We start from the raw sequence: 22,534 nt of genomic DNA, 5'->3' as shown, positions 1-22,534 counted from the left end.
GTGCCGGCGTTTTTGTTGCGATAAGCAAAAGGCGTAGATGGACAATCAGTCCAGCAGGGTCGCCCAGCTTTCAACCACATCGCCACCCCAAGTGGCTTTCCACTCTTTCAGGGTTTTGTGGTTGCCGCCTTTGGTTTCGATCACTTCACCGTTGTGCGGGTTTTTGTATTGCTTGACCTTGCGTGCACGCTTGGTGGCAACAGCCTTGACCGCACCACGAGGTGCCTTGCTCAGTTTCGACTCTGGGTCGAGCAGGGCAATCACGTCGCGCAGCGACTTGGAGTACTCGCCCATCAGCGTGCGCAGTTTGCCTTCGAACTCCAGTTCTTTCTTCAGCTTGTCATCCTGCGACAGGTTGGCCAGGCGGGCCTGAAGTTCCTTGATGGCTTCTTCGGTGGCGCGGTACTCGTTGATCAGGGACATGGAGTGTTCCTTAATGCGTGTTCAGAAATGTGTGGGGCAATAATAGACAGGCGATAGTCGCAAGTAAACATGCTATTGGGCAGTTAACTGTTAATTAAGCTGTGACAACATTTCTCCAGGTGAACAAAAATTTACATAAAGGCCCGCTATTTCGTCATGTCTGTCAGACAAGGCGCGCTGCTGCGTTTGCTGGCCAGCATTGATCCACGCGGCTGCGATCAATACTGCGTTTTTTCTGTCGGGCCGCTAGAATAGGCGCCTTTGCGAAGTTCTGGAGTCTCATTCATGCGCACCTATCGTCTGGTGATCGCCTGCCCCGACCGCGTAGGCATCGTGGCGAAAGTCAGTAATTTCCTGGCCTTGTACAATGGCTGGATCAACGAGGCCAGCCACCACTCTGATGAGCACAGCGGCTGGTTCTTCATGCGCCATGAAATCCGCGCCGAATCGCTGCCGTTCGGTATCGAAGCCTTCCGCGAGGCGTTTGCGCCCATTGCCGAAGAGTTCTCCATGACCTGGCGCATTACCGACTCGGCGCAGAAAAAGCGCGTGGTGCTGATGGCCAGCCGCGAGTCGCACTGCCTGGCCGACCTGCTGCATCGCTGGCATACAGACGAGCTGGACTGCGAGATCCCCTGCGTGATCTCCAACCACAACGACCTGCGCAGCATGGTCGAGTGGCACGGTATTCCGTTCTTCCATGTACCGGTCGATCCCAAGGACAAGGCCCCGGCCTTTGCCGAAGTGTCGCGCCTGGTCAATGAGCATGCTGCTGACGTGGTAGTGCTGGCCCGCTATATGCAAATCCTGCCGCCGCAACTGTGCCAGGACTATGCCGAGAAGGTGATCAACATTCACCACAGCTTCCTGCCGTCGTTCGTTGGTGCCAAGCCTTACCATCAGGCCGCTCTGCGTGGCGTGAAGCTGATCGGTGCGACCTGCCACTACGTTACCGAAGAGCTGGACGCCGGCCCGATCATCGAGCAGGACGTGGTACGCGTCAGCCATGCCGACAGCATCGAAGACATGGTCCGCTTTGGCCGCGATGTAGAAAAGATGGTGCTGGCCCGTGGCCTGCGTTATCACCTGGAAGACCGGGTGCTGGTGCATGGCAACAAGACCGTGGTGTTTGACTGATACTGGCCGGTTGGCTCTGAGACTCTGGGGCGCAAAGCGCCCCCGGGAATCTTGAAAGGAACTTCCATGGCCAAGCAACGTAACACCCCCACTGCTTCACCCCCGCCCACCCTCGGCGAAGGCTGCCTGGCCCGCTACGACCCCGAAGCCCTGGATGACACTGACGGCACCGACTTCCCTGGCGCCGCCGAACTCTGGCAGCAGCTCAACCCGCCTGACGCCGCCAGCGCTCCAGCAACGGACGCGCCAGCAGGCACACGAACACCGGCCCACCCGCCAGCAGATAAAAGTAGTAAGTAACTGCCCGCCATATCAGGACCGCCGCCGCTGCGGTCGAACTGCCCACCAAGGGCGTCAGCAGGCTGGCCGACGTCAACTCGGCGGCCCCTGCCCCTCCAGGCAACAGGCTGAACTGGCCGGCACTGAGCGATAGCATCTGCACCAGAAAGCTGGGTATCCACGCCAGGTCCACACCCAACCCTCTCAATACCAGGTACAGCACGCTGTAGCGCAGGCCCCAGTGGGCGCAGGTCAGGGTGAATACCAGGCTCAGGGTGCGTTTGGGCAGGCGCCAGGTCTGCGCCAGTGCATCGATGAAGTGCAGCAGTTTGCGCGCCCAGCGGCGCTGGCGCAGCCGGCCTACGCCCAAGTGCTGCAGCAGCCTGCCGTTCATGCGCATTACCATGCGCCGGTAGCGCAACAGCCCGATCACCCCGGCCAGTGCCGTGCAGAGCAGCAGTGCGCTGCCCAGCAGCATGCTTTCCTGGCTGCGGCCCAGGCTGTGGAACAAGGCGTAGCCGGCTATCGCGAGCATTGCGCAGAAGAAGAACGCCAGATCGTTCAGCTGGTCCATGGCGAACACGGCGCCGCTGCGTGCCGGGCCGATGCGGTGACGCGCCAGCAGGGCCATCAGGGTCAATGGCCCGCCACTGCCACCGGGTGTCGTGCAGATGGCAAACTCCGTGGCCATGACCACGCCGAGGCTGCGTGCGTGGCTTAGCTGTTTTGCCTGCTCACCCAGCAACAAGCGCAAGCGCAGCGTGTTGATGACCCAGCACGACAGAATCATGCCAAACAATATGAGCAGCAGTTGCGGGTCGAACCGGCTTAGTCTGGGAAGCAGCTGGCTACCTCCCAACAGCGCTGGCACCAGCGCTGCGCCCAACAATGCCAGCGTCAGCAAGGCCCAGCGGTTCATGCTGCCACCTGGCGCTCCAGCCAGGCCGATTTGGTCAGCGGTTCGCGGCCATCCTTCAGCAGTTGTTCCAGTGTTCGCAGCCAATAGTCGCGGGACGAGCGATGGCGCATGTCTACCGGGTGCAGCCCCAGGCGTAATGTGGTCGCGCCTTTCCAACGACGGCATTGCCAGTCGCACAGCACGCGGGACAACGTGCGACGCCATGCACTGCGGGCGCTCCAGACAAGGCCTGGTGCATCGATGGGGATGAAGTCAGGCAAACGGTACAGATGCTGCGGTGTGCTGGTGTACTTCAGCGGCAGGCGACGCAACGCTTGCCGAGTGCCCTGGCTCATGAGCCAGGCCGGTGCGACAAACCCTGCCACAGGCCAACCTTGGCCCTCGAACAGTGCCAGGCCCTCCTGCAGGCGGGTAAGTGCTTCGGCTTCATCGAGGCTGTAGAACTCGCCCTCATGGGTATAAATGCGCCGCATGAAGTAGTCGATGGGGCGGCGCGGTGGCGGCCCTTCGTCAGCATGGGCGTAGCCGTGCAGCGCCAGTTCGTCCCCGTTGGCCAGGCGTTTGTCCAACAGACGGCAGAACGAGGGTGCCAGGTGCAGCGGATTGCGCCGATGGAAGTCCGGAACCACTAGCCATGTCATGGGCACATTGCCCAGCGCATCGACGGCCTCTACGAACGGCTCGTAGTCCGGCCAGGTTTCCGGGGCTACATCATGCAGTACCAGCATGAGGCTGCGGTGGCTGGAGGCGGGCTCAGGCATGGGCACGCACCTGTGGCTGATAGCCGAGCACGGCCTGGTAGTGCTGGAGCAGGCCCGCGACCACGTTATCCCACGAGTAATGCTGTTCTACATGCCGACGGGCCTGCGCCCCCAGCTTGCCTACGCCAGCCTCGAACGCTTCGCGCACAGCGGTTGCCATGGCGCGGCCATCGTTGGCGCGGCACAGGAGGCCGCACTGATCATTGATGATTTCACCAAAGGCACCCGCGCGCACGGCCACCACCGGCGTAGCGCTGGCCATGGCTTCGAGAAGGACCAGGCCGAACGTTTCCTGGTCGCCCGCGTGCACCAGCAGGTCGGCGCTCGCCATCAGCCGGGCCACCTCTGCAGCCGGGCAGAAGTGGTCGATGACGCTGACATTGTGTGGCACGTTGGCGGGCATGCTCGAACCTACCAACACCAGGTGGTAGGGGGCGCCGAGCTGCTGCATGCAGTCGAGCAGCACCGGCAGGTTCTTTTCCCGCGAACCGCGGCCGGCGTAAATCAACAGGCGGCTGGTGTCGGCAATGCCCAGCTGCGCACGCAAGTGCGGGTCGCGCTGGTCGGGGTTGAACGTGGCCAGGTCCACGCCCAGGCGTTGCACATGCACGTCGCGTATGCCCAGGCGGCGCAGTTTGTCGGCCATGACCTGGCTGGGCGCCAGCACCCGGTCGAAATTGCCGTACAGCTTGCTCACGTAGGCCTCGACATTGGGCGTGAACCAGTTGCCCATGCGGTTGCTGACCAGCAACGGCAGGTCGGAATGGTAGAAGCCGATCACCGGCACATCCAGTTGGCGCCTTGCCTCCAGTGCCGCCCAGGCGGTCAGGTAGGGGTCGCCGACTTCGATCAGGTCGGGTTTGAGCGTGCGCAGTGTCTTGCACCAAGGGGCCAGGCGTACCGGAAACCGGTAGCCCTTGCCAAACGGCAGGGGTGGGGCGGGTACCTGAAAGATGCCATCAGCATGCCGGGCGCTGGCCCCGGGAATCAACAGGCTATGGCGTACGCCGTGGATGGCGTCGAGGCGGTGGTGTTTGGCATCAAGATAGGTACGTACGCCACCGCTGGCTGGGGCGTAGAACATGGTGATGTCGGCGATGTGCACGATCAGCATCCCTCCGGGATCGTCTTCGGGTCTGTCATCCGGCGGTAACGGGCCGGCGATGACACGCCTAAAGGTTGACCTTTCAGAAGGATAGTTTGTTCGATCGGGGTTGGGCGGGGAGCGGCGTTGGCTTCTTCGCGGGTAAACCCCTACACAGGAGGCCGCGCAAGTATCAAGGCCTGCGCTGTCTCTGTGGGGGCTTGCCCGCGAAGCAGGCGACGCGGTACGTGCTTAGATGCGGAAGCTGCCCACCAGATGTTTAAGGCGACCAGCCTGCTGCTCCAGGTCGGAACAGGCGCGCAGGGTGGCCTGGAGGTTCTCCACGCCTTCCTGGTTGAGCATGTTGATCTCGTTGATGTCCATGTTGATGGCCTCGACCACGGCGGTCTGCTCTTCGGTAGCCGTGGCCACGGACTGGTTCATGCCGTCGATCTCGCCAATGCGCACCGTCACGCTGTCCAGCCGCTCACCGGCCTGGTTGGCGATCTGCACACTGTCCTGGCTGTGACGCTGGCTCTGGTCCATGGTCTCGACCGACTCACGGGCGCCGACCTGCAGCTCTTCGATCATGGTCTGCACTTGTTGCGCCGATTCCTGGGTGCGGTGCGCCAGGTTGCGTACTTCATCGGCGACCACGGCAAAGCCACGCCCGGCTTCACCGGCGCGGGCCGCCTCGATAGCGGCGTTCAGCGCCAGCAGGTTGGTCTGCTGGGAAATGCTGGTAATCACTTCGAGGATCTGGCCAATATTCACGGTCTTGCTGTTCAGCGTTTCGATATGCTCGCTGGACGTGACGATCAGGTCGGACAGGCGGTTCATCGCGGCAATGTTGCGCTCGACCACTTGCTGGCCTTCCTCGGCCAACAGGCGCGCGGAGCTTGCATGCTGTGAAGCCTGGGCAGCGTTGCCGGCAATTTCCTGGGCGGCGGCACCCAGTTCGTTGATGGCGGCTGCCACGCTGTTGGTACGGTTGGACTGCTCGTCGGAGTTGGTCATCGACGAATTCGAAGCACTGATCACACGCAGGGCCACTTCGTTGACCTGCTCGGTGGCCGAGGACACTTCGCGGATGCTGCTGTGAATGCGCTCGACGAACCGGTTGAAGGCGTTACCGAGGATGCCGAACTCGTCGTGGTTGTGAATGCGCAAGCGTTTGGTCAGGTCGCCTTCACCTTCGGCAATGTCTTCCATGGCGCGCGTCATGGTGTGCAGCGGCTGCATCAACACGCGGATCAGCAGGCCCAGCAGGCCGATGATGATCACCACCGCTACCACCGTGGCGATCACCGCCGAGGTGCGGAAAGTGCTGAGCATCGAGAAAGCCTTGTCCTTGTCCACCGACAGGCCGATGTACCAGTTGGCCGACGGCAGGCCGGTAATCGGGGTGAAGGTCAGCAGGCGGGCCTGACCATCGCTCTGCACTTCGGTCAGTTCGCCGGTCAGTTTCGGCGTGTGCTGCGGGAACAGGTCCGACAGCGACTTCATCACCAGGTCTTTGTCCGGGTGCACCAGGACCTTGCCTTGATCGTTGACCAGGAAGGCGTAGCCCATGCCGCCGAAGTTCAGCGAGTTGATGATCTGCACCAGGCCGTCCAGGGCCAGGTCGCCACCCACCACGCCGACACTGCTGGACACCTTGCTGAGGATGCCAATGACCATCTTGTTGGTGGTCATGTCGATGTACGGCTCGGTCAGGGTCGCGCCTGCCGCATTCATGCCGTCCTTGTACCAGGGGCGGGTGCGCGGGTCGTAGCCATCGGGCATCTTGGCGTCCGGGCGTACGCTGAAGCCGCCGTCGGTTTTGCCCAGGTAAACGGTAAGAAAGCTGGAAATCAGGGCATTCTGGCCCATCAGTGTTTCGGCCTTGGTCGGGTCCTGGGCAATGTTCTGCGCCAGGTTCTCTACCAGTTTGATACGGCCTTCGAAAAGGTTACGAATGTTGGTCGACGTGGAGGCGCCCATTTCAGCCAGATAGTTTTCCAGGTCCTCGCGGATCGCATTACGCTGGAGGTAATCGTTGTAGAGGGTGAAAAGGCTGAAGGCGAGCATCACGATCAGTGATGCGGCCAAAAGAATCTTGTGGCTGAAACGAAGGCTTTTGTTCATGGCGTAATCGGTTCCGCTAAGGTGTTATATCAGGCGTCCGCTCCAGAGGAGCGCAAGGCAGTGCAACATCCCGAAATCTCCCTTTTCGGTTGTTCCTCTCTATTAAGGCGAATATCACCCGAAGGTATCGGCCGAATTAAGGTAAAGCTTGAGCAGAGGATTAATGAGATGTCGGAATCTTCGACCATTGTTGTAGGCGCTGGCCCGGATGGCCAGCCAGTCGGGCAAGCGATGCGGCTGGCCAACCGTCACGGTCTGGTGGCAGGTGCAACGGGCACGGGCAAGACCGTCACTCTGCAGCACCTGGCGGAAGTGTTCAGTGACGCAGGGGTGGCCGTGTTCGCGGCCGACGTCAAAGGTGACCTCTGTGGCCTGGGGACTGCCGGTGCGCCACAGGGCAAGGTGGCCGAGCGCATCGCCGGCATGCCCTGGCTGGGGCATACGCCTCGGGCCTATCCCGTGAGCTTGTGGGATATAGCGGGGCAGTCCGGCCACCCCTTGCGCACCACGCTCAGTGAGATGGGGCCGCTGCTGCTGGGCAACCTGCTGGAGCTGACCGACAGCCAGCAAGCCGCGCTGTACGCCGCCTTCAAGGTTGCCGACCGCGAGGGCCTGTTGCTGCTGGACCTGAAAGACCTCAAGGCGCTGCTCGCGCACCTCAAGGACAACCCGCAACTGCTGGGCGAAGACAGCGCCCTGATGACGACTGCCTCAACCCAGGCGTTGTTGCGGCGGCTGGCGACCCTGGAGCAGCAGGGCGCCGAGGCACTGTTCGGTGAGCCGGCATTGCAGCTTGAAGACCTGCTACGGCCGGACCCGGATGGCCGTGGGCGCATCCACCTGCTCGATGCCAGCCGGTTGGTGCACGAAGCGCCCAAGGTTTACGCCACCTTTCTGCTGTGGCTGCTGGCGGAGTTGTTCGAGCAGTTGCCCGAACGTGGGGATGCCGACAAACCGGTGCTGGCATTGTTCTTCGATGAAGCGCACTTGCTGTTCAGCGGCACGCCCAAGGCGTTGCAGGACCGGCTGGAGCAGGTGGTGCGGCTCATTCGATCCAAGGGTGTGGGGGTGTACTTCGTTACCCAGTCGCCCGGCGACCTGCCGGATGCGGTGTTGGCCCAGCTGGGTTTGCGTATTCAGCATGGCTTGCGGGCCTTTACCGCCAAGGAGCAGAAGTCGTTGCGAGCGGTGGCCGATGGCTTTCGCCCCAACCCGGCGTTCGACACCCTGGCAGTGTTGACCGAGCTGGGGATTGGCGAGGCGCTGGTGGGTACGCTGGAAGAGAAGGGCACGCCGGCCATGGTGCAGCGGGTGCTGGTTGCACCGCCGCAGTCGCGCATCGGACCATTGTCTGCGGCTGAGCGCAGTGCGCTGATTGCCGCTTCGCCGCTGGCGGGGCGCTATGACAAGCCGGTGGACCGTGAGTCGGCTTATGAAATGCTGACCCAGCGCAAGGGCGAGGCCGTGGAACCGGCGCCGCAGCCAAAGGCGGATGAGGAGAGCTTTGCCGACAAGGCGGCGGACTTCTTGCAGAGTGCGGCGGGGCAGGCGATCAAATCGGCGGTGCGGCAGGCGGCCAATCAGCTGGGGCGGCAACTGGTGCGCGGGTTGATGGGGTCGTTGCTGGGGGGTAAGAAAAGGTAGTTGGCCTGTACCCACGAAGAAGTCGGCAAAGGCTTGCGCTCTTTCATACGGAAAGCACCCGATACGGCCAGCGGTCGGCGTGTTCTACATAAGGTTTGGATCGACAGGAGTCAATATGCAGGTCATCTACATTATTCTGTGTTTTGCGGGCGCGGCTTTGCCACTTTCGCAATTTATTCCGTGGCTCGCTGTTCACGGCCTCAGCATACCGCTACTGGTGCAACAGGCAACTTCCGACAATATCGCTGCATTCGCTTGGGCTGATGTACTCATTTCAGGAATAGTGGTTGTTGTATTCGTGATAGTAGAAGGTCGTCGGCTGGGAATGCGCCGACTGTGGGTGCCGCTGTGTAGCCTTGCTGTTGGTCCTTCCTTGGCGTTGCCACTTTTTCTTTTCTTCCGGGAGCGTCATCTTGCGGCTACCGGGCTTGACGCAGCTGTTCTGGATTAACCCTTCATCACCCTGCACTGCGGTTGCTGGAGAGCGTGCGACGGACCAGGCCGCATTGTGGAATGAAAAAAAAGGCGCCCATGGGCGCCTTCGTTCAGAGCGTCATCACTCAGCCAATGGCTTTCGATGCCAGCCAGAACAGGCCGGCCGCCAGGCCCATTGAGGCCGGCAGGGTGAGGACCCAGGCCAACAGGATGGTCTTCACGGTGCCGCCTTGCAGGCCGCTTTTGTTGGCGACCATGGTGCCGGCCACGCCGGACGACAGCACGTGGGTGGTCGATACCGGCAGGGCGAACACGTTGGCCATGCCGATGGCGCAGGCTGCGGTGATCTGTGCCGACATACCCTGTGCATAGGTCATGCCCTGCTTGCCGATCTTCTCGCCGACGGTCAGTACCACGCGTTTCCAGCCAACCATGGTGCCCAGGCCCAGGGCCAGGGCGACGGCCACGATTACCCAGAACGGGGCGTATTCGGTAGTGGCAGTGAGGTCTTTGCGCAGTTTTTCCAGGTCGGCCTTTTCACGGGCCTCCAGGCCTGGCAGCTTGCCAACCTTCTTCGCCGTGTCATCCAGGCACAGCAGGTAGCGACGCACTTCGACACGCTTGTCGGCACTCAGGCTGTGGTAGTCGGTCACGCCTTGCAGCGAGGCCTGCAGCGCGGCAATGGTCGGCTCGGTCTGCTGCGGGTTGCAGCTGAACTGCTCCGGCAGGTCGCTGGACTTGGCTTTGCCCAGCGCCAGGAACTCGCCCAGGGTGGCGGCGTTGCGCTGATAGAACTGGCTCATGTGCAGCGTGGCGTCGCGGGTACGCTCGATCTGGTAGGTGGTGCTGTTCAGGTCGAGGACGAACTTGGCCGGGACGATACCGATGAGCACCAGCATGATCAGGCCGATGCCTTTCTGGCCGTCGTTCGAGCCGTGCACGAAGCTGACGCCCATGGCGGAAACCACCAGCACCATGCGGTTCCAGAACGGCGGGTGTTTCTTGTCGTCGAGCTTGCGGCGCTGGTCGGGGGTTTTGTGCATCTTCGACAGCGGGCGCCACCACTTCAGGCCGATCAGCACCAGGGCGGCAACGGCGAAGCCGGCCATTGGCGAGACCACCAGCGACATGGCGATGTCGATCGCCTTCTGCCAGTTGACGCCGTCACCCAGCGGAATGTCGTTGATCAGGGCGTTGGCCAGGCCGACGCCGAGAATGGAGCCGATCAGCGTGTGCGAGCTGGAAGCGGGGATGCCAAAGTACCAGGTGCCCAGGTTCCAGGTGATGGCCGCAGCCAGCAGCGAGAAGACCATGGCCAGGCCGTGTCCGGTGTTCACGTTGATCAGCAGCTCTACCGGCAGCAGGTGCACGATGGCATAGGCCACCCCAACACCGCCGAGCAGAACGCCAAGGAAGTTGAACACGCCGGAGAAGAACACGGCGAGGTGCGGCGGCATGGCTTTGGTATAGATGACGGTAGCTACCGCGTTGGCGGTGTCATGAAAGCCATTGATGAACTCGAAGGCGAGTACGAAGGTCAAGGCGAGCAGCAGGCTCACCAACACCCAGGCATCCAGTCCGCTGAATAAATCGATCATGAAGGTTGTCTGGCGGTCATAGGGGGGCGGGATTATGCCAGAAAACCTTGGCAATCGATGCACCTGCTACAGACCGATGGCTATCTTCATGGCGTGGGTGCGCCGTGCAAGGTGGGGTCTTCAGGCAGGGAAATATCGGCTAAAAAGCGTAAAGTTTGGCGAAATCAGGCATAAAAGCCAAGAAAATGCTGGTTTGCCACCATTCAAACGATCGTATGAAATTTGTGTAATTCCATTTCATCATCGGTCAGGCGGTAAAGATCGAATCAATTTTGACCGCGCCCGGGCTGGCCGGGCGACGACGCGCTGGCGTAGTCCTGGGGTCAGGGGGTGTCGCTGCGCAGTTCCTTTTCCATGCGTTCCAGTTCCTGGCTGAAAGCCTGGTCCCGCACACTGGCACGTTTGCGCCAAGGTTTGCGTTCCGGATCCGGTTGTGCGGCATAAGTGGTGACTTCGCCGCCGTAAACATCCTTGTAACGTTCAGCCTGGCGCTCGAGTTCTGCGCGCAGTTCATCTTTCGTCACATGCAGTACCTGAATTAAGAGTAATGACTGTTGTTATGCACTGTGCAGCATGCACAGGCCATGCGGGCCGCAACGGCTGGATACAACGGAAGGTTCCTTGACCACGCTGGTGTCGGGGCCTGCGCAATCGATTATAGCAACCGGTAATTCGCCGAACATCGTTATTTACCCGGTCTTGGCATCATCTGACGTAAGTAGTGGGATGTGCCTGGAAACAGTTTGGACCTTTCGTACAAGTTTGAAAGACAAGGCGGATAAAAGTTCGCTGCAATGCCGGGATGAGGCCCGAATGAAAAACGGCCTCGCCAGAAGGCGAGGCCGTTGCCTGGGGACTTCTACGGTGGGTACCTGACCAGTCTCTCCAAAGAAGCCACAAGTGGCATGAGAAAGGTATAAGCAAAAGTGTCGGCGGTCAATTGCGATTATCGGCCGTTTGTTCGATAATCGCACGAACCGGCGTTTTTTTTGAGGTGTGCGATGAGTGACGAAACCCTGGGCAACGATTCGGGCAATCCGGAGGTAGCACGGCCTGCTTCGGCTGCCATGGCGCCCCCGATCGTGGCTTCTCCTGCCAAGCGCATCCAGGCCTTTACCGGCGACCCGGACTTCATGACCTCCCTGGCACGTGGCCTGGCCGTGATCCAGGCGTTCCAGGAGCGCAAGCGCCACCTGACCATCGCCCAGATCAGCCACCGTACGGAAATCCCTCGTGCAGCGGTGCGCCGTTGCCTGCATACGTTGATCAAGCTGGGTTACGCCACCACCGACGGGCGTACCTATTCGCTGCTGCCCAAAGTGCTGACCCTGGGGCATGCCTACCTGTCGTCGACACCGCTGGCGATTTCTGCCCAGCCATACCTGGACCGCATCAGCGACCAGTTGCACGAGGCGGCCAACATGGCCACGCTCGAAGGTGACGACATCCTTTATATAGCCCGTTCGGCCACGGTGGAGCGGCTGATTTCGGTCGACCTGTCGGTGGGAGGGCGCCTGCCGGCCTACTGCACGTCGATGGGGCGCATTCTGCTGGCGGCCCTGGACGACACCAGCCTGCGCGAGTACCTGGAGCGTGCCGACCTGAAAGCGCGCACCAGCCGTACCCTGCATGACCCTGAATCGTTGTTCGCCTGCATCCAGCAGGTGCGCGCCCAGGGATGGTGCGTGGTGGACCAGGAGCTGGAGCAGGGGCTGCGATCGATTGCGGTGCCAGTGTATGACGCTTCGGGGCAGGTGTTGGCGGCGTTGAACGTGAGTACCCACGTAGGGCGGGTAACGCGCAGTGAGTTGGAGCAGCGCTTCTTGCCGATTTTGCTCGCTGCCAGCCGCGACCTTTGCCATCAGTTGTTTGGTTGAAATTGGCGGGGCCGCAAGGCGGCCCCAAAATAGAACAGGCAAAACCGTTTCCTGTGCGATAAACGCACAGTGTCGTTACGGGTGAATTGCTTCACCTGCGCCCGCTGATTAATGTTTCTCGCAACGGTCGGCCCTGCCTACCGAACAAGAAAAACATAAGAGGCACATAACATGAATACTGTCCCCTCGCTGCCGCGGCCGCACCCGCGCGCAGTACCGTTGTATCCAGGCTGACGCAGGCCATATTCCCCACTCATCGCCCTCTGTGCCGGTTGCCCGTGTGCAGTGGTCTGGCTGTGCCCTACATTCTGGATAACAACAATGAACCAAGCGCAAAACAACGTCGGCAAAAGCCTCGACGTTCAGTCGTTCATCAATCAGCAGCCGCTGTCCCGCTATCAGTGGCGGGTTGTGCTGTTGTGCTTCCTGATCGTCTTCCTCGATGGCCTGGACACTGCCGCCATGGGCTTCATCGCCCCGGCCCTGTCGCAGGAGTGGGGGATCGACCGTGCCAGTCTTGGCCCGGTCATGAGTGCCGCATTGATCGGCATGGTGTTCGGCGCCCTGGGTTCCGGGCCGCTGGCTGACCGTTTCGGCCGTAAAGGTGTTCTGGTGGGCGCGGTGCTGGTGTTCGGCGGTTTCAGCCTGGCTTCGGCCTATGCCACCAACGTCGACCAGTTGCTGGTACTGCGCTTTCTGACGGGCCTGGGCCTTGGTGCCGGTATGCCCAACGCGACCACGCTGCTGTCCGAATACACCCCTGAGCGCCTCAAGTCGTTGCTGGTCACCAGCATGTTCTGTGGTTTCAACCTGGGCATGGCGGGTGGTGGCTTCATTTCTGCCAAGATGATCCCGGCCTACGGCTGGCACAGCCTACTGGTTATCGGTGGGGTCCTGCCGCTGCTACTGGCGTTGGTGTTGATGGTCTGGCTGCCGGAGTCGGCGCGGTTCCTGGTGGTACGCAACCGAGGCACCGACAAGGTGCGCAAGACCCTGTCGCCCATCGCGCCACAGGTGGTGGCCGAGGCCGGCAGCTTCCCCGTACCGGAACAAAAGGCCGTGGCCGCACGCAACGTGTTTGCGGTGATCTTCTCCGGCACTTATGGCCTGGGCACCCTGCTGCTGTGGCTGACGTACTTCATGGGCCTGGTCATCGTCTACCTGCTGACCAGCTGGCTGCCAACCCTGATGCGAGACAGCGGTGCGAGTATGGAGCAGGCCGCGTTCATCGGTGCGCTGTTCCAGTTTGGTGGTGTGCTCAGTGCGGTCGGCGTGGGTTGGGCCATGGACCGTTTCAACCCGCACAAGGTCATCGGTATTTTCTACCTGCTGGCCGGGGTGTTTGCTTACGCCGTGGGGCAGAGCCTGGGCAACATTACCGTGTTGGCCACGCTGGTACTGATTGCGGGTATGTGCGTGAACGGCGCGCAGTCGGCAATGCCTTCGCTGGCGGCACGCTTCTACCCGACCCAAGGCCGGGCCACGGGTGTATCGTGGATGCTGGGCATTGGCCGCTTTGGCGCGATTCTCGGGGCCTGGAGTGGCGCAACGCTGCTGGGCCTGGGCTGGAACTTCGAGCAGGTGCTGACGGCATTGCTGGTGCCGGCGGCGCTGGCGACCGTGGGCGTGATCGTGAAAGGGCTGGTGAGCCACGCAGACGCGACCTGAGGCCGGTAAAGGGCAAGAAGGGGATCGGTAGGCTTGCAACAAATGGTTCGCTAATCGCACAAATAGTCGATTATCGGATTGTAAGCAACCTGTCAGTCTCCTTAATCTGAGCTCACTGAAGCACCCTGACCAGTAGCCTCCAGCAGACCACCCCCGAACCACTGAAGTCGAGCCGTCCGCCCTGCGTGACCTCGAAGCCCGTACCGCAGGAGAAGCTTAATGCGCGACGTATTTATCTGTGACGCCATCCGCACCCCGATCGGCCGCTTCGGCGGCGCCCTGGCCGGCGTGCGTGCCGACGACCTGGCTGCCGTGCCGCTGAAGGCGCTGATCGAACGCAACCCGAGCGTACAGTGGGATCAAGTTGACGAAGTGTTCTTCGGCTGCGCCAACCAGGCCGGTGAAGACAACCGTAACGTGGCGCGCATGGCGCTGCTGCTGGCCGGCCTGCCCGATAGCATCCCGGGTGTTACCCTGAACCGCCTGTGCGCGTCGGGCATGGATGCCATCGGCACTGCCTTCCGCGCCATCGCCAGCGGCGAAATGGAGCTGGCGATTGCCGGTGGCGTCGAGTCGATGTCGCGTGCCCCGTTCGTCATGGGCAAGGCCGAAAGCGGCTATTCGCGCAACATGAAGCTGGAAGACACCACCATCGGCTGGCGTTTCATCAACCCGCTGATGAAGAGCCAGTATGGCGTGGACTCCATGCCGGAAACCGCCGACAACGTGGCCGACGATTATCAGGTTTCGCGTGCTGACCAGGATGCGTTCGCCCTGCGCAGCCAGCAGAAAGCGGCAGCCGCCCAGGCCGCCGGTTTCTTCGCCGAAGAAATCGTGCCGGTGCGCATTGCGCACAAGAAAGGCGAAACCATCGTCGAGCGTGACGAACACCTGCGCCCGGACACCACACTGGAAGCCCTGACCAAGCTCAAGCCGGTCAACGGCCCGGACAAGACAGTGACCGCTGGCAATGCCTCGGGCGTGAACGATGGTGCTGCGGCGCTGATCCTGGCGTCGGCTGAAGCGGTGAAGAAGCACGGCCTGACCCCACGCGCCCGCGTTCTGGGCATGGCCAGTGGCGGTGTCGCCCCACGGGTAATGGGCATAGGCCCGGTGCCGGCGGTACGCAAGCTGACCGAACGCCTGGGTGTGGCAGTCAATGATTTCGATGTGATCGAACTGAACGAAGCCTTTGCCAGCCAAGGCCTGGCGGTGCTGCGTGAGCTGGGTGTGGCCGATGACGCGCCGCAGGTGAACCCTAATGGCGGTGCAATCGCCCTGGGCCACCCGCTGGGCATGAGCGGTGCGCGCCTGGTGCTGACGGCACTGCACCAGCTGGAGAAGAGTGGTGGGCGCAAGGGCCTGGCAACCATGTGTGTAGGGGTTGGCCAGGGTCTGGCTTTGGCTATCGAGCGGGTTTGACCTGTACCGGCCTCTTCGCGGGCAAGCCCGCTCCCACAGGATGATTGTTGCCCACTGCACAACGAAAACCCGTGGGAGCGGGCTTGCCCGCGAAGAGGCCGGTCTTGTTAGACACAAGGCCAATTGCCAGCCAGAGAGCGGAACGAGTGTGTTACCAGGTATGTCTAGACTTACCTGGGACCCTCTAGGAGTAAAACCGTCATGACCTCAACCTATTACACCGGCGAAGAACGCAGCAAGCGCATCTTCGCTATTGTCGGTGCCTCATCAGGCAACCTGGTGGAATGGTTCGACTTCTACGTCTACGCGTTCTGCGCGATCTACTTTGCCCCGGCCTTCTTCCCTTCTGACGACCCTACCGTGCAGCTGTTGAACACGGCAGGTGTTTTCGCCGCAGGCTTTTTGATGCGCCCCATCGGTGGCTGGATCTTCGGCCGCCTCGCTGACCGCCATGGTCGCAAGAATTCCCTGATGATCTCGGTGCTGATGATGTGCTTCGGCTCCCTGATGATCGCCTGCCTGCCCACTTACGCCAGCATCGGTACCTGGGCGCCAGCGCTGTTGTTGCTGGCCCGCCTGATCCAGGGGCTGTCGGTGGGCGGCGAATACGGCACCACTGCCACCTACATGAGTGAAGTGGCGTTGCGCGGTCAGCGCGGCTTTTTTGCTTCGTTCCAGTACGTCACCCTGATCGGCGGCCAGTTGCTGGCGGTGCTGGTGGTGGTGATCTTGCAACAGTTGCTCACAGAAGACGAGCTGCGTGCCTGGGGCTGGCGTATTCCGTTCGTGGTTGGCGCCATTGCGGCGCTGATCTCGCTGATGCTGCGCCGCTCGCTGCACGAAACCAGCAGCGCCGAAACCCGTCAGGACAAGGACGCCGGCACCATCAAGGGCCTGTTCCGCAATCACGCCGCGGCCTTTGTGACCGTGCTTGGCTATACCGCGGGTGGTTCACTGATCTTCTACACCTTCACCACTTACATGCAGAAATACCTGGTGAACACGGCCGGCATGACGGCAAAAAACGCCAGCTACGTGATGACCGGTGCGTTGTTCCTGTTCATGGTGCTGCAGCCGTTCTTCGGCATGCTGTCCGATCGCATCGGCCGGCGTAATTCGATGCTGCTGTTCGGGGCGCTCGGTACCCTGTGCACCGTGCCGCTGCTGATGGCGCTGAAAACGGTGACCAGCCCGTTCATGGCCTTTGTACTGATCAGCCTGGCGTTGTGTATCGTCAGTTTCTACACCTCGATCAGCGGCTTGGTGAAGGCCGAGATGTTCCCGCCGCAGGTGCGTGCGCTGGGTGTGGGCCTGGCCTATGCAGTGGCCAACGCGGCATTCGGCGGCTCTGCCGAGTACGTCGCCCTGGGCCTGAAGACCCTGGGTATGGAAAACACTTTCTACTGGTACGTGACGGCCATGATGGCGATTGCCTTCCTGTTCAGCCTGCGCCTGCCGAAGCAGGCGGCGTACCTGCACCACGATGATTAAGGACGTGGCATGACCAACCAACTGTTCGACGCCTATTTCACCGCGCCGGCCATGCGTGAGATCTTCTCCGACCATGGCCGCTTGCAGGGCATGCTCGATTTCGAAGCTGCGCTGGCCCGTGCCGAAGCCGCTGCCGGTCTGGTGCCGCATAGCGCCGTGGCCGCCATCGAGGCCGCTTGCCAGGCCGAGCGCTATGACGTTGGCGCGCTGGCCAATGCCATCGCCACCGCGGGGAACTCGGCAATCCCGCTGGTGAAGGCGTTGGGCAGGGTGATTGCCAGCGGCGTGCCCGAGGCCGAGCGCTATGTGCACCTGGGCGCGACCAGCCAGGATGCGATGGACACCGGGCTGATCTTGCAGCTGCGCAATGCCCTCGACCTGATCGAAGCCGACCTTGGCAAGCTGGCCGATACCCTGTCGCAGCAAGCCTTGAAGCATGCTGATACCCCACTGGTAGGCCGCACTTGGTTGCAGCATGCCACCCCGGTGACCCTGGGCATGAAACTGGCTGGCGTATTGGGCGCCTTGACCCGCCACCGCCAGCGCCTGCAGGAACTGCGCCCGCGCCTGCTGGTGCTGCAGTTCGGCGGTGCTTCGGGCAGCCTGGCGGCCTTGAGCAGCAAGGCGATGCCGGTGGCCGAGGCCCTGGCGGAACAGTTGAAGCTGACGCTGCCGGAGCAACCCTGGCACACCCAGCGCGACCGCCTGGTGGAGTTTGCCTCGGTGCTGGGCCTGGTGGCCGGGAGCCTGGGCAAGTTCGGCCGCGATGTCAGCTTGCTGATGCAGACCGAGGCGGGGGAGGTGTTCGAGCCTTCCGCGCCAGGCAAGGGCGGTTCGTCCACCATGCCGCACAAGCGCAACCCGGTGGGCGCTGCCGTGCTGATCGGCGCCGCCACCCGTGTGCCGGGCCTGGTGTCGACGCTGTTCGCCGCCATGCCCCAGGAACACGAGCGCAGCCTGGGCCTGTGGCATGCCGAGTGGGAAACCCTGCCGGATATCTGCTGCCTGGTTTCCGGCGCGCTGCGCCAGGCCCAGGTCATTGCCGAGGGCATGGAGGTGGATGCAGCGCGCATGCGCCGTAACCTCGATCTTACCCAAGGCCTGGTGCTGGCCGAAGCGGTGAGCATCGTGCTGGCCCAGCGTCTGGGCCGCGACCGTGCCCACCACCTGCTGGAGCAATGCTGCCAGCGCGCCGTGGCCGAACAGCGTCACTTGCGTGCCGTGCTGGGTGACGAACCGCAGGTCAGTGCCGAGCTGTCTGCCGAAGAACTTGATCGCCTGCTCGACCCTGCCCATTACCTGGGCCAGGCGCGCGTCTGGGTGGCGCGCGCCGTGACCGAACATCAACATTTCACTGCCTGAAGGAGACCGCTGTGGCGCACTTGCAACTGGCCGATGGCGTTTTGAACTACCAGATCGATGGCCCGGAAAACGCCCCGGTACTCGTCCTGTCCAACTCGCTGGGCACTGACCTGGGCATGTGGGACACCCAGATTCCACTGTGGAGCCAGCACTTCCGGGTGCTGCGCTACGACACCCGTGGCCACGGTGCCTCGCTGGTCACTGAAGGCCCCTACAGCATCGAGCAACTGGGGCGGGACGTGCTGGCCCTGCTCGATGGTCTGGACATTCAGAAAGCGCACTTCGTCGGCCTGTCGATGGGCGGCTTGATCGGCCAGTGGCTGGGCATCAACGCCGGTGATCGCCTGCACAGCCTGACCCTGTGCAACACTGCCGCCAAGATTGCCAACGACGAGGTGTGGAACACCCGTATCGACACCGTGCTCAAAGGCGGCCAGCAGGCCATGGTCGACCTGCGCGATGCGTCCATCGCCCGTTGGTTCACCCCAGGCTTCGCCCAGGCCCAGCCCGCGCAGGCCCAGCGCATCTGCCAGATGCTGGCGCAAACCAGCCCGCAAGGCTATGCCGGCAACTGTGCAGCGGTGCGTGATGCCGATTACCGTGAGCAACTGGGCCGCATCCAGGTGCCGGCGCTGATCGTTGCCGGTACCGAAGACGTGGTGACCACCCCTGAGCATGGCCGCTTCATGCAGGCCGGTATCAACGGTGCCGAGTACGTCGACTTCCCCGCCGCACACCTGTCGAACGTCGAAATCGGTGAGGCCTTCAGCCGCCGCGTGCTCGACTTCCTGCTGGCTCACTGAGGACAACGCCATGGACGAGAAACAACGTTACGACGCCGGCATGCAAGTGCGCCGCGCGGTGCTGGGCGATGCCCATGTGGACCGCAGCCTGGAGAAGCTCAACGACTTCAACGGCGAATTCCAGGAGATGATCACCCGCCATGCCTGGGGTGATATCTGGACCCGCCCGGGCCTGCCGCGCCATACCCGCAGCCTGATCACCATCGCCATGCTGATCGGCATGAACCGCAACGACGAGCTGAAACTGCACTTGCGCGCGGCAGCCAACAACGGCGTGACCCGCGACGAGATCAAGGAAGTGCTGATGCAAAGCGCGATCTACTGCGGCATCCCGGCGGCAAACGCCACCTTCCACCTGGCGGAGTCGGTGTGGGACGAGCTGGGCGTAGAATCGCGCCAGTAAGCGTTATTGCTGAAGCCTGACCGGCCCTGCAGAGGTTTCCACGGCCGACTTCAAGGCCGGGCACAGGCCCAGCATGAACGCAGCTTCTGCCACCACGAACAGCGGCCCGATGATCAGGCCGCTGACATCGTCGACAAAGGCCGGTTTACGGCCTTCGTAGTAATGGCCGACGAACTGGATGATCCAGCCCAGCACGAATGCCCCCAGCCCGGCGCTTAGCCACAGCATTGTGGTCTGCATTGCCAGCACCTGGCCTACCCACAGGCACAGCCCCAGCAACAAGCCCATCACCAGCCCGAAGCGCAGGTCCAGACGCAGGTAGAACCATACCGAGGCCGCAGCGGCCAGCAGGGCAGGGGATAGCCACATGCCGGCCACCTCCCAGCCAGGGCGCGATAGCAAGATGGTGACGGCCAGCACGATCATGGGGATGCCGACGAAGTGGGTGGCGATGTTGCGTGGATCCCGGTGGTAGCTGGCGTATTGGCTCAGGTGGTCGACGAGGTTTTTCATTGTTGTGCCTCCCTGTTCAGCTTTGTGTTGCCTGATAGTGAACAGGATAGCCCGCAGCTAACAGCATCATCAGCTCAGCGAATGGCGGCAGCCTGCACTGGCATATCCAGCCCTACCAGTGTCTCGATCATCGCCCGCGCCGCTGGCGACAGCCGATAGCCACTGCGACTGACTATTCCACAGCGCACGCTCAGTACCTCCAGCGCCGGTGGCAGGTTGCGCCAGTGCAGGCGCACCAGTGTGCCGGCGGCCAGGTCTTCGGCCACGGCCTCTTCGCTGGCGGTACCGATGGCATCGCTGGCCTGCACAACGCTGCGCAGTACCGCCAGGTGCTCGGTTTGCAAGTGCGGGGTGAAGTCGCTGCGCCCGCTTAGGTTGGCCAGGCGCTTGCGCACACCGGGGGCGAGCAGGGCGCTGGCCAGCGGGTAGCTGAACAGGTCGTTGGTCGACAGGCTGTCCTTGGCCAGCAGCGGATGGCCCGGGCGGCAAAAGAACAGCCCTGGGCGTGGTGACAGGGGCTCGGTGTGGAAGTTGGGGTCGGCTTCGAACGGGCGGATATCATCCACGAAAAACTCGATCTGCTCGCGGCGCAAGGCCTGACCGAGGCGTTCGCTGTTGTCTACCAGCAGGGAAGTGCGGATACCGGGATGGCGCTCGATGAAGTGGCGCAGAGCGTCGGGCACCAGGCGCACGGCCAGGGCTGGGCCGCTGCCGAAGTGCAACTCGCCGGCGTCGAGCTTGGTCATTTGCAGCACTTCGTTGCTCAGCTGCGCGGCGCCTTGAACCAACCGACGGGCATGTTGCAGTACCACCAGACCTTCGGGTGTAGGGGGCAGGGCTTTGCTGGCGCGGTCGACCAGCGGGCAGCCGAAGGTGTGTTCCAGACTTTGGATGGCACGGCTGAAGGCGGGTTGGGTGATGCCCATGGCCTCGGCGGCACGGACGAAACTGCGGTATTCGGTAAGGGCGATGAAGTAGCGCAGCTGGCGGAGGTCCATGTCACGGCTCTGGGGCGGGGGGCAGGGGCCTATTCAAGCTGTTACAGCTTATGTCGTCAAAGAAGGTTTTTAGATTTGTTTATAGCTTAAAGTTATTTAATTGAACATCTGGCCTCTTCGCGGGCGCGCCCGCTCCCACAGGGTCACCACAGTTTCAAAAGCTGTGGTGATCCTGTGGGAGCGGGCGCGCCCGCGAAGAACTTAAAGGAGATTCAGCGGGTAACTCACAATCAACCGGTTCTCATCGAACGCGTTGGTGCTGAAGTCCCGGCGCATGGTGGAGTTGCGCCATTTCACCGACAGGTCCTTGAAGCTGCCCGACTGCACCACGTACGCCAGTTCGGTCTCCCGTGCCCACTCCTTGCCATCATCCACGCTGCCCACGGTGACGTTGTCACCCTTGATGTAGCGGTTCATCAACGTCAACCCAGGCACGCCAACGGTGGCGAAGTTGAAGTCATGGCGAACCTGCCAGGAGCGTTCCTTGGCATTGTCGAAGCTGGAGTTGTAGCTGTCGTTGGCCAAGGTGCCGCCACTGGTGCCGTTGACCCGCATCCAGGCATTGTCGCCGCTGACCTTTTGCAGGCCGACGTAGAAGGTGTGGCCTTGGTAGCGCGCCGAGAGCATGGCCGAGGCGGTGCGGTTGTCCAGTTTGCCGGCGCGTTCGGCACCGTCTTCCTTGCCGATGAAGTAGCCCAGGTTGGCACCCAGGGTCCAGTCGCCCAGCGGTTGGCTGTGCGTCAGGTTGAGGTATTGCTGGCGGTAGATGTCCTTGAGCTGGGCATCCCACAGGCCAACCATGGTGCGCTTATCGTTGAAGGTGTACTCACCGCCGCCGAAGTTGAAACGGTCGGAGGTGAACCCGCCTTTGCCGTTCATCGACATGTCTTCCATGCTGGCGTCGTTACGCGGACTGTTGCCGCGGAACTGGCCGGCGTACAAGGTCAGGCCGGCGATTTCCTTCGAGGTCAGCTGGCCGCCGCGGAAGGTCTGTGGCAGCGAGCGCCCATCGTCCGAGCGCAGGATGGGCAGTACCGGCATCCACTCACCGACTTTCAGCTCGGTTTCGGACAGCTTGGCTTTCAGCGCCACACCCAGTCGGCCGAAGTCATCAGCTGGGCGGCCGTCATCATGCACGGGCAGCAGGTGCGTGTTGGTGGTGCCTTTGCCGCCGTCAAGCTTGACCGAATACATGCCTAGGACGTCCACGCCGAAACCGACGGTGCCCTGGGTGAAGCCGGAGCGGGCGTCGAGAATGAAGCTTTGTGTCCATTCTTCGGCCTTGGCCTGCGGGTGGGCGGGGTCGACGAAGTTGCGGTTGATGTAGAAGTTGCGCAGGTTGAGGGTGGCCTTGGCGTCCTCCATGAAACCGCCTTCGGCGGCGAACAGCGGGAAGGCGCAGGACATGGCCAACAGGCCGGGCAGCAGCTGGCGTGCGGGTTGCAAAGTGCTCATCTGTCGTGGATCTCTTGTTTTTATGGGGCGAGCCGGTGCACTGCTGGATCGAGCCTGCAGGTGCGGGTCTTTTGGATGAACTTGGGCAACGTTGCGTGAGGGGATGGTGCGGGGTTGTGCGGGGGTGAGGCAATT

General features: G+C 62.1%; 19 protein-coding genes and 2 pseudogenes. 10 read left to right on the top strand and 11 right to left on the bottom strand.

All coding sequences use genetic code 11. From position 1 onward, the window contains the following. Window positions 1-45: 45 nt before the first annotated feature. Window positions 46-423 carry a histone-like nucleoid-structuring protein MvaT gene (gene mvaT, locus ACF8R4_RS05805; protein ID WP_060497979.1) on the bottom strand — a complete coding sequence of 126 codons (378 nt, stop codon included), beginning with the start codon at window positions 421-423 and terminating at the stop codon, window positions 46-48. A 285-nt stretch (window positions 424-708) separates the two neighbouring features. Between mvaT and purU the strand changes: the two genes are divergently transcribed. Then, window positions 709-1,560, top strand: coding sequence for a formyltetrahydrofolate deformylase (gene purU, locus ACF8R4_RS05800; protein WP_016713625.1), 852 nt, complete (start codon window positions 709-711; stop codon window positions 1,558-1,560). A 205-nt stretch (window positions 1,561-1,765) separates the two neighbouring features. Here the strand turns inward: purU and ACF8R4_RS05795 are convergent, their stop codons facing one another. The 5 genes and pseudogenes from ACF8R4_RS05795 to ACF8R4_RS05775 form a co-directional block, all read right to left on the bottom strand. Next, the gene (locus tag ACF8R4_RS05795) at window positions 1,766-2,758 is read right to left on the bottom strand and encodes a lysylphosphatidylglycerol synthase transmembrane domain-containing protein (protein ID WP_060497978.1); all 993 of its coding nucleotides are present in this window, start codon (window positions 2,756-2,758) and stop codon (window positions 1,766-1,768) included. Continuing rightward, window positions 2,755-3,519 carry a DUF2334 domain-containing protein gene (locus ACF8R4_RS05790; protein WP_060497977.1) on the bottom strand — a complete coding sequence of 255 codons (765 nt, stop codon included), beginning with the start codon at window positions 3,517-3,519 and terminating at the stop codon, window positions 2,755-2,757. The genes ACF8R4_RS05795 and ACF8R4_RS05790 overlap by 4 nt, the downstream gene beginning before the upstream one ends. Beyond that, complete coding sequence (locus tag ACF8R4_RS05785; RefSeq protein ID WP_060497976.1) at window positions 3,512-4,633, bottom strand: glycosyltransferase family 1 protein; 1,122 nt, start codon at window positions 4,631-4,633, stop codon at window positions 3,512-3,514. Before ACF8R4_RS05785 ends, ACF8R4_RS05790 begins: the two co-directional genes overlap by 8 nt. 222 nt (window positions 4,634-4,855) lie before the next feature. Further along, window positions 4,856-5,452 (bottom strand): annotated as a pseudogene (locus tag ACF8R4_RS05780) (methyl-accepting chemotaxis protein); the annotation flags it as partial. A 261-nt stretch (window positions 5,453-5,713) separates the two neighbouring features. Continuing rightward, window positions 5,714-6,673: pseudogene (locus ACF8R4_RS05775) on the bottom strand (cache domain-containing protein); the annotation flags it as partial. A gap of 225 nt (window positions 6,674-6,898) precedes the next feature. Between ACF8R4_RS05775 and ACF8R4_RS05770 the strand changes: the two are divergent. After that, on the top strand, window positions 6,899-8,374 hold the full coding sequence (locus ACF8R4_RS05770; RefSeq protein WP_164524162.1) for a helicase HerA-like domain-containing protein: 1,476 nt from the start codon (window positions 6,899-6,901) through the stop codon (window positions 8,372-8,374). A gap of 115 nt (window positions 8,375-8,489) precedes the next feature. After that, entirely contained in the window at window positions 8,490-8,825 is a 336-nt protein-coding gene (locus ACF8R4_RS05765) for a DUF2834 domain-containing protein (RefSeq protein ID WP_060497973.1), read from the top strand. A 109-nt stretch (window positions 8,826-8,934) separates the two neighbouring features. Here ACF8R4_RS05765 and ACF8R4_RS05760 read toward each other — a convergent pair whose 3' ends face one another. Both ACF8R4_RS05760 and ACF8R4_RS05755 read right to left on the bottom strand, forming a co-directional pair. Further along, complete coding sequence (locus ACF8R4_RS05760) at window positions 8,935-10,407, bottom strand: inorganic phosphate transporter (protein WP_060497972.1); 1,473 nt, start codon at window positions 10,405-10,407, stop codon at window positions 8,935-8,937. Window positions 10,408-10,730: 323 nt separating this feature from the next. Continuing rightward, window positions 10,731-10,931: a hypothetical protein gene (locus ACF8R4_RS05755; RefSeq protein ID WP_003259583.1), complete on the bottom strand. Its 201-nt coding sequence runs from the start codon at window positions 10,929-10,931 to the stop codon at window positions 10,731-10,733. 477 nt (window positions 10,932-11,408) lie between these two features. On the opposite strand from ACF8R4_RS05755, the gene pcaR reads away from it, so the two are divergent. From pcaR to pcaC, 7 genes are all read left to right on the top strand, one after another. Further along, window positions 11,409-12,284, top strand: coding sequence for a pca regulon transcriptional regulator PcaR (gene pcaR, locus ACF8R4_RS05750; protein WP_016713633.1), 876 nt, complete (start codon window positions 11,409-11,411; stop codon window positions 12,282-12,284). 321 nt (window positions 12,285-12,605) lie between these two features. Then, window positions 12,606-13,952 carry an MFS transporter gene (locus ACF8R4_RS05745; RefSeq protein WP_392491864.1) on the top strand — a complete coding sequence of 449 codons (1,347 nt, stop codon included), beginning with the start codon at window positions 12,606-12,608 and terminating at the stop codon, window positions 13,950-13,952. Between the two features lie 219 nt (window positions 13,953-14,171). Beyond that, window positions 14,172-15,374 (top strand): 3-oxoadipyl-CoA thiolase, encoded by a 1,203-nt coding sequence (pcaF, locus tag ACF8R4_RS05740; protein ID WP_016713635.1) that lies wholly within the window; start codon window positions 14,172-14,174, stop codon window positions 15,372-15,374. 201 nt (window positions 15,375-15,575) lie between these two features. Further along, a complete protein-coding gene (locus tag ACF8R4_RS05735) occupies window positions 15,576-16,865 on the top strand; it encodes an MFS family transporter (RefSeq protein ID WP_025753926.1) in 1,290 nt (429 codons plus the stop codon). 9 nt (window positions 16,866-16,874) lie between these two features. Next, window positions 16,875-18,227: a 3-carboxy-cis,cis-muconate cycloisomerase gene (locus ACF8R4_RS05730; protein WP_104833357.1), complete on the top strand. Its 1,353-nt coding sequence runs from the start codon at window positions 16,875-16,877 to the stop codon at window positions 18,225-18,227. Window positions 18,228-18,238: 11 nt separating this feature from the next. After that, window positions 18,239-19,030, top strand: a complete 792-nt coding sequence (pcaD, locus tag ACF8R4_RS05725; protein ID WP_016713638.1) for a 3-oxoadipate enol-lactonase — start codon at window positions 18,239-18,241, stop codon at window positions 19,028-19,030. Window positions 19,031-19,040: 10 nt separating this feature from the next. Then, window positions 19,041-19,433: a 4-carboxymuconolactone decarboxylase gene (gene pcaC / locus ACF8R4_RS05720; protein ID WP_010952489.1), complete on the top strand. Its 393-nt coding sequence runs from the start codon at window positions 19,041-19,043 to the stop codon at window positions 19,431-19,433. Window positions 19,434-19,436: 3 nt separating this feature from the next. Here pcaC and ACF8R4_RS05715 read toward each other — a convergent pair whose 3' ends face one another. The 3 genes from ACF8R4_RS05715 to ACF8R4_RS05705 form a co-directional block, all read right to left on the bottom strand. After that, window positions 19,437-19,946, bottom strand: a complete 510-nt coding sequence (locus ACF8R4_RS05715) for a DUF962 domain-containing protein (RefSeq protein ID WP_060497969.1) — start codon at window positions 19,944-19,946, stop codon at window positions 19,437-19,439. Between the two features lie 74 nt (window positions 19,947-20,020). After that, on the bottom strand, window positions 20,021-20,944 hold the full coding sequence (locus ACF8R4_RS05710) for a LysR family transcriptional regulator (protein ID WP_156867684.1): 924 nt from the start codon (window positions 20,942-20,944) through the stop codon (window positions 20,021-20,023). A gap of 201 nt (window positions 20,945-21,145) precedes the next feature. Further along, window positions 21,146-22,399, bottom strand: a complete 1,254-nt coding sequence (locus tag ACF8R4_RS05705) for an OprD family porin (protein ID WP_104833355.1) — start codon at window positions 22,397-22,399, stop codon at window positions 21,146-21,148. Between the last annotated feature and the right edge of the window lie 135 nt (window positions 22,400-22,534).

The organism is Pseudomonas sp. FYR_2, from assembly GCF_043106425.1.
GTDB lineage: Bacteria > Pseudomonadota > Gammaproteobacteria > Pseudomonadales > Pseudomonadaceae > Aquipseudomonas > Aquipseudomonas monteilii.
This window is presented reverse-complemented; position numbering and strand designations above follow the sequence as displayed.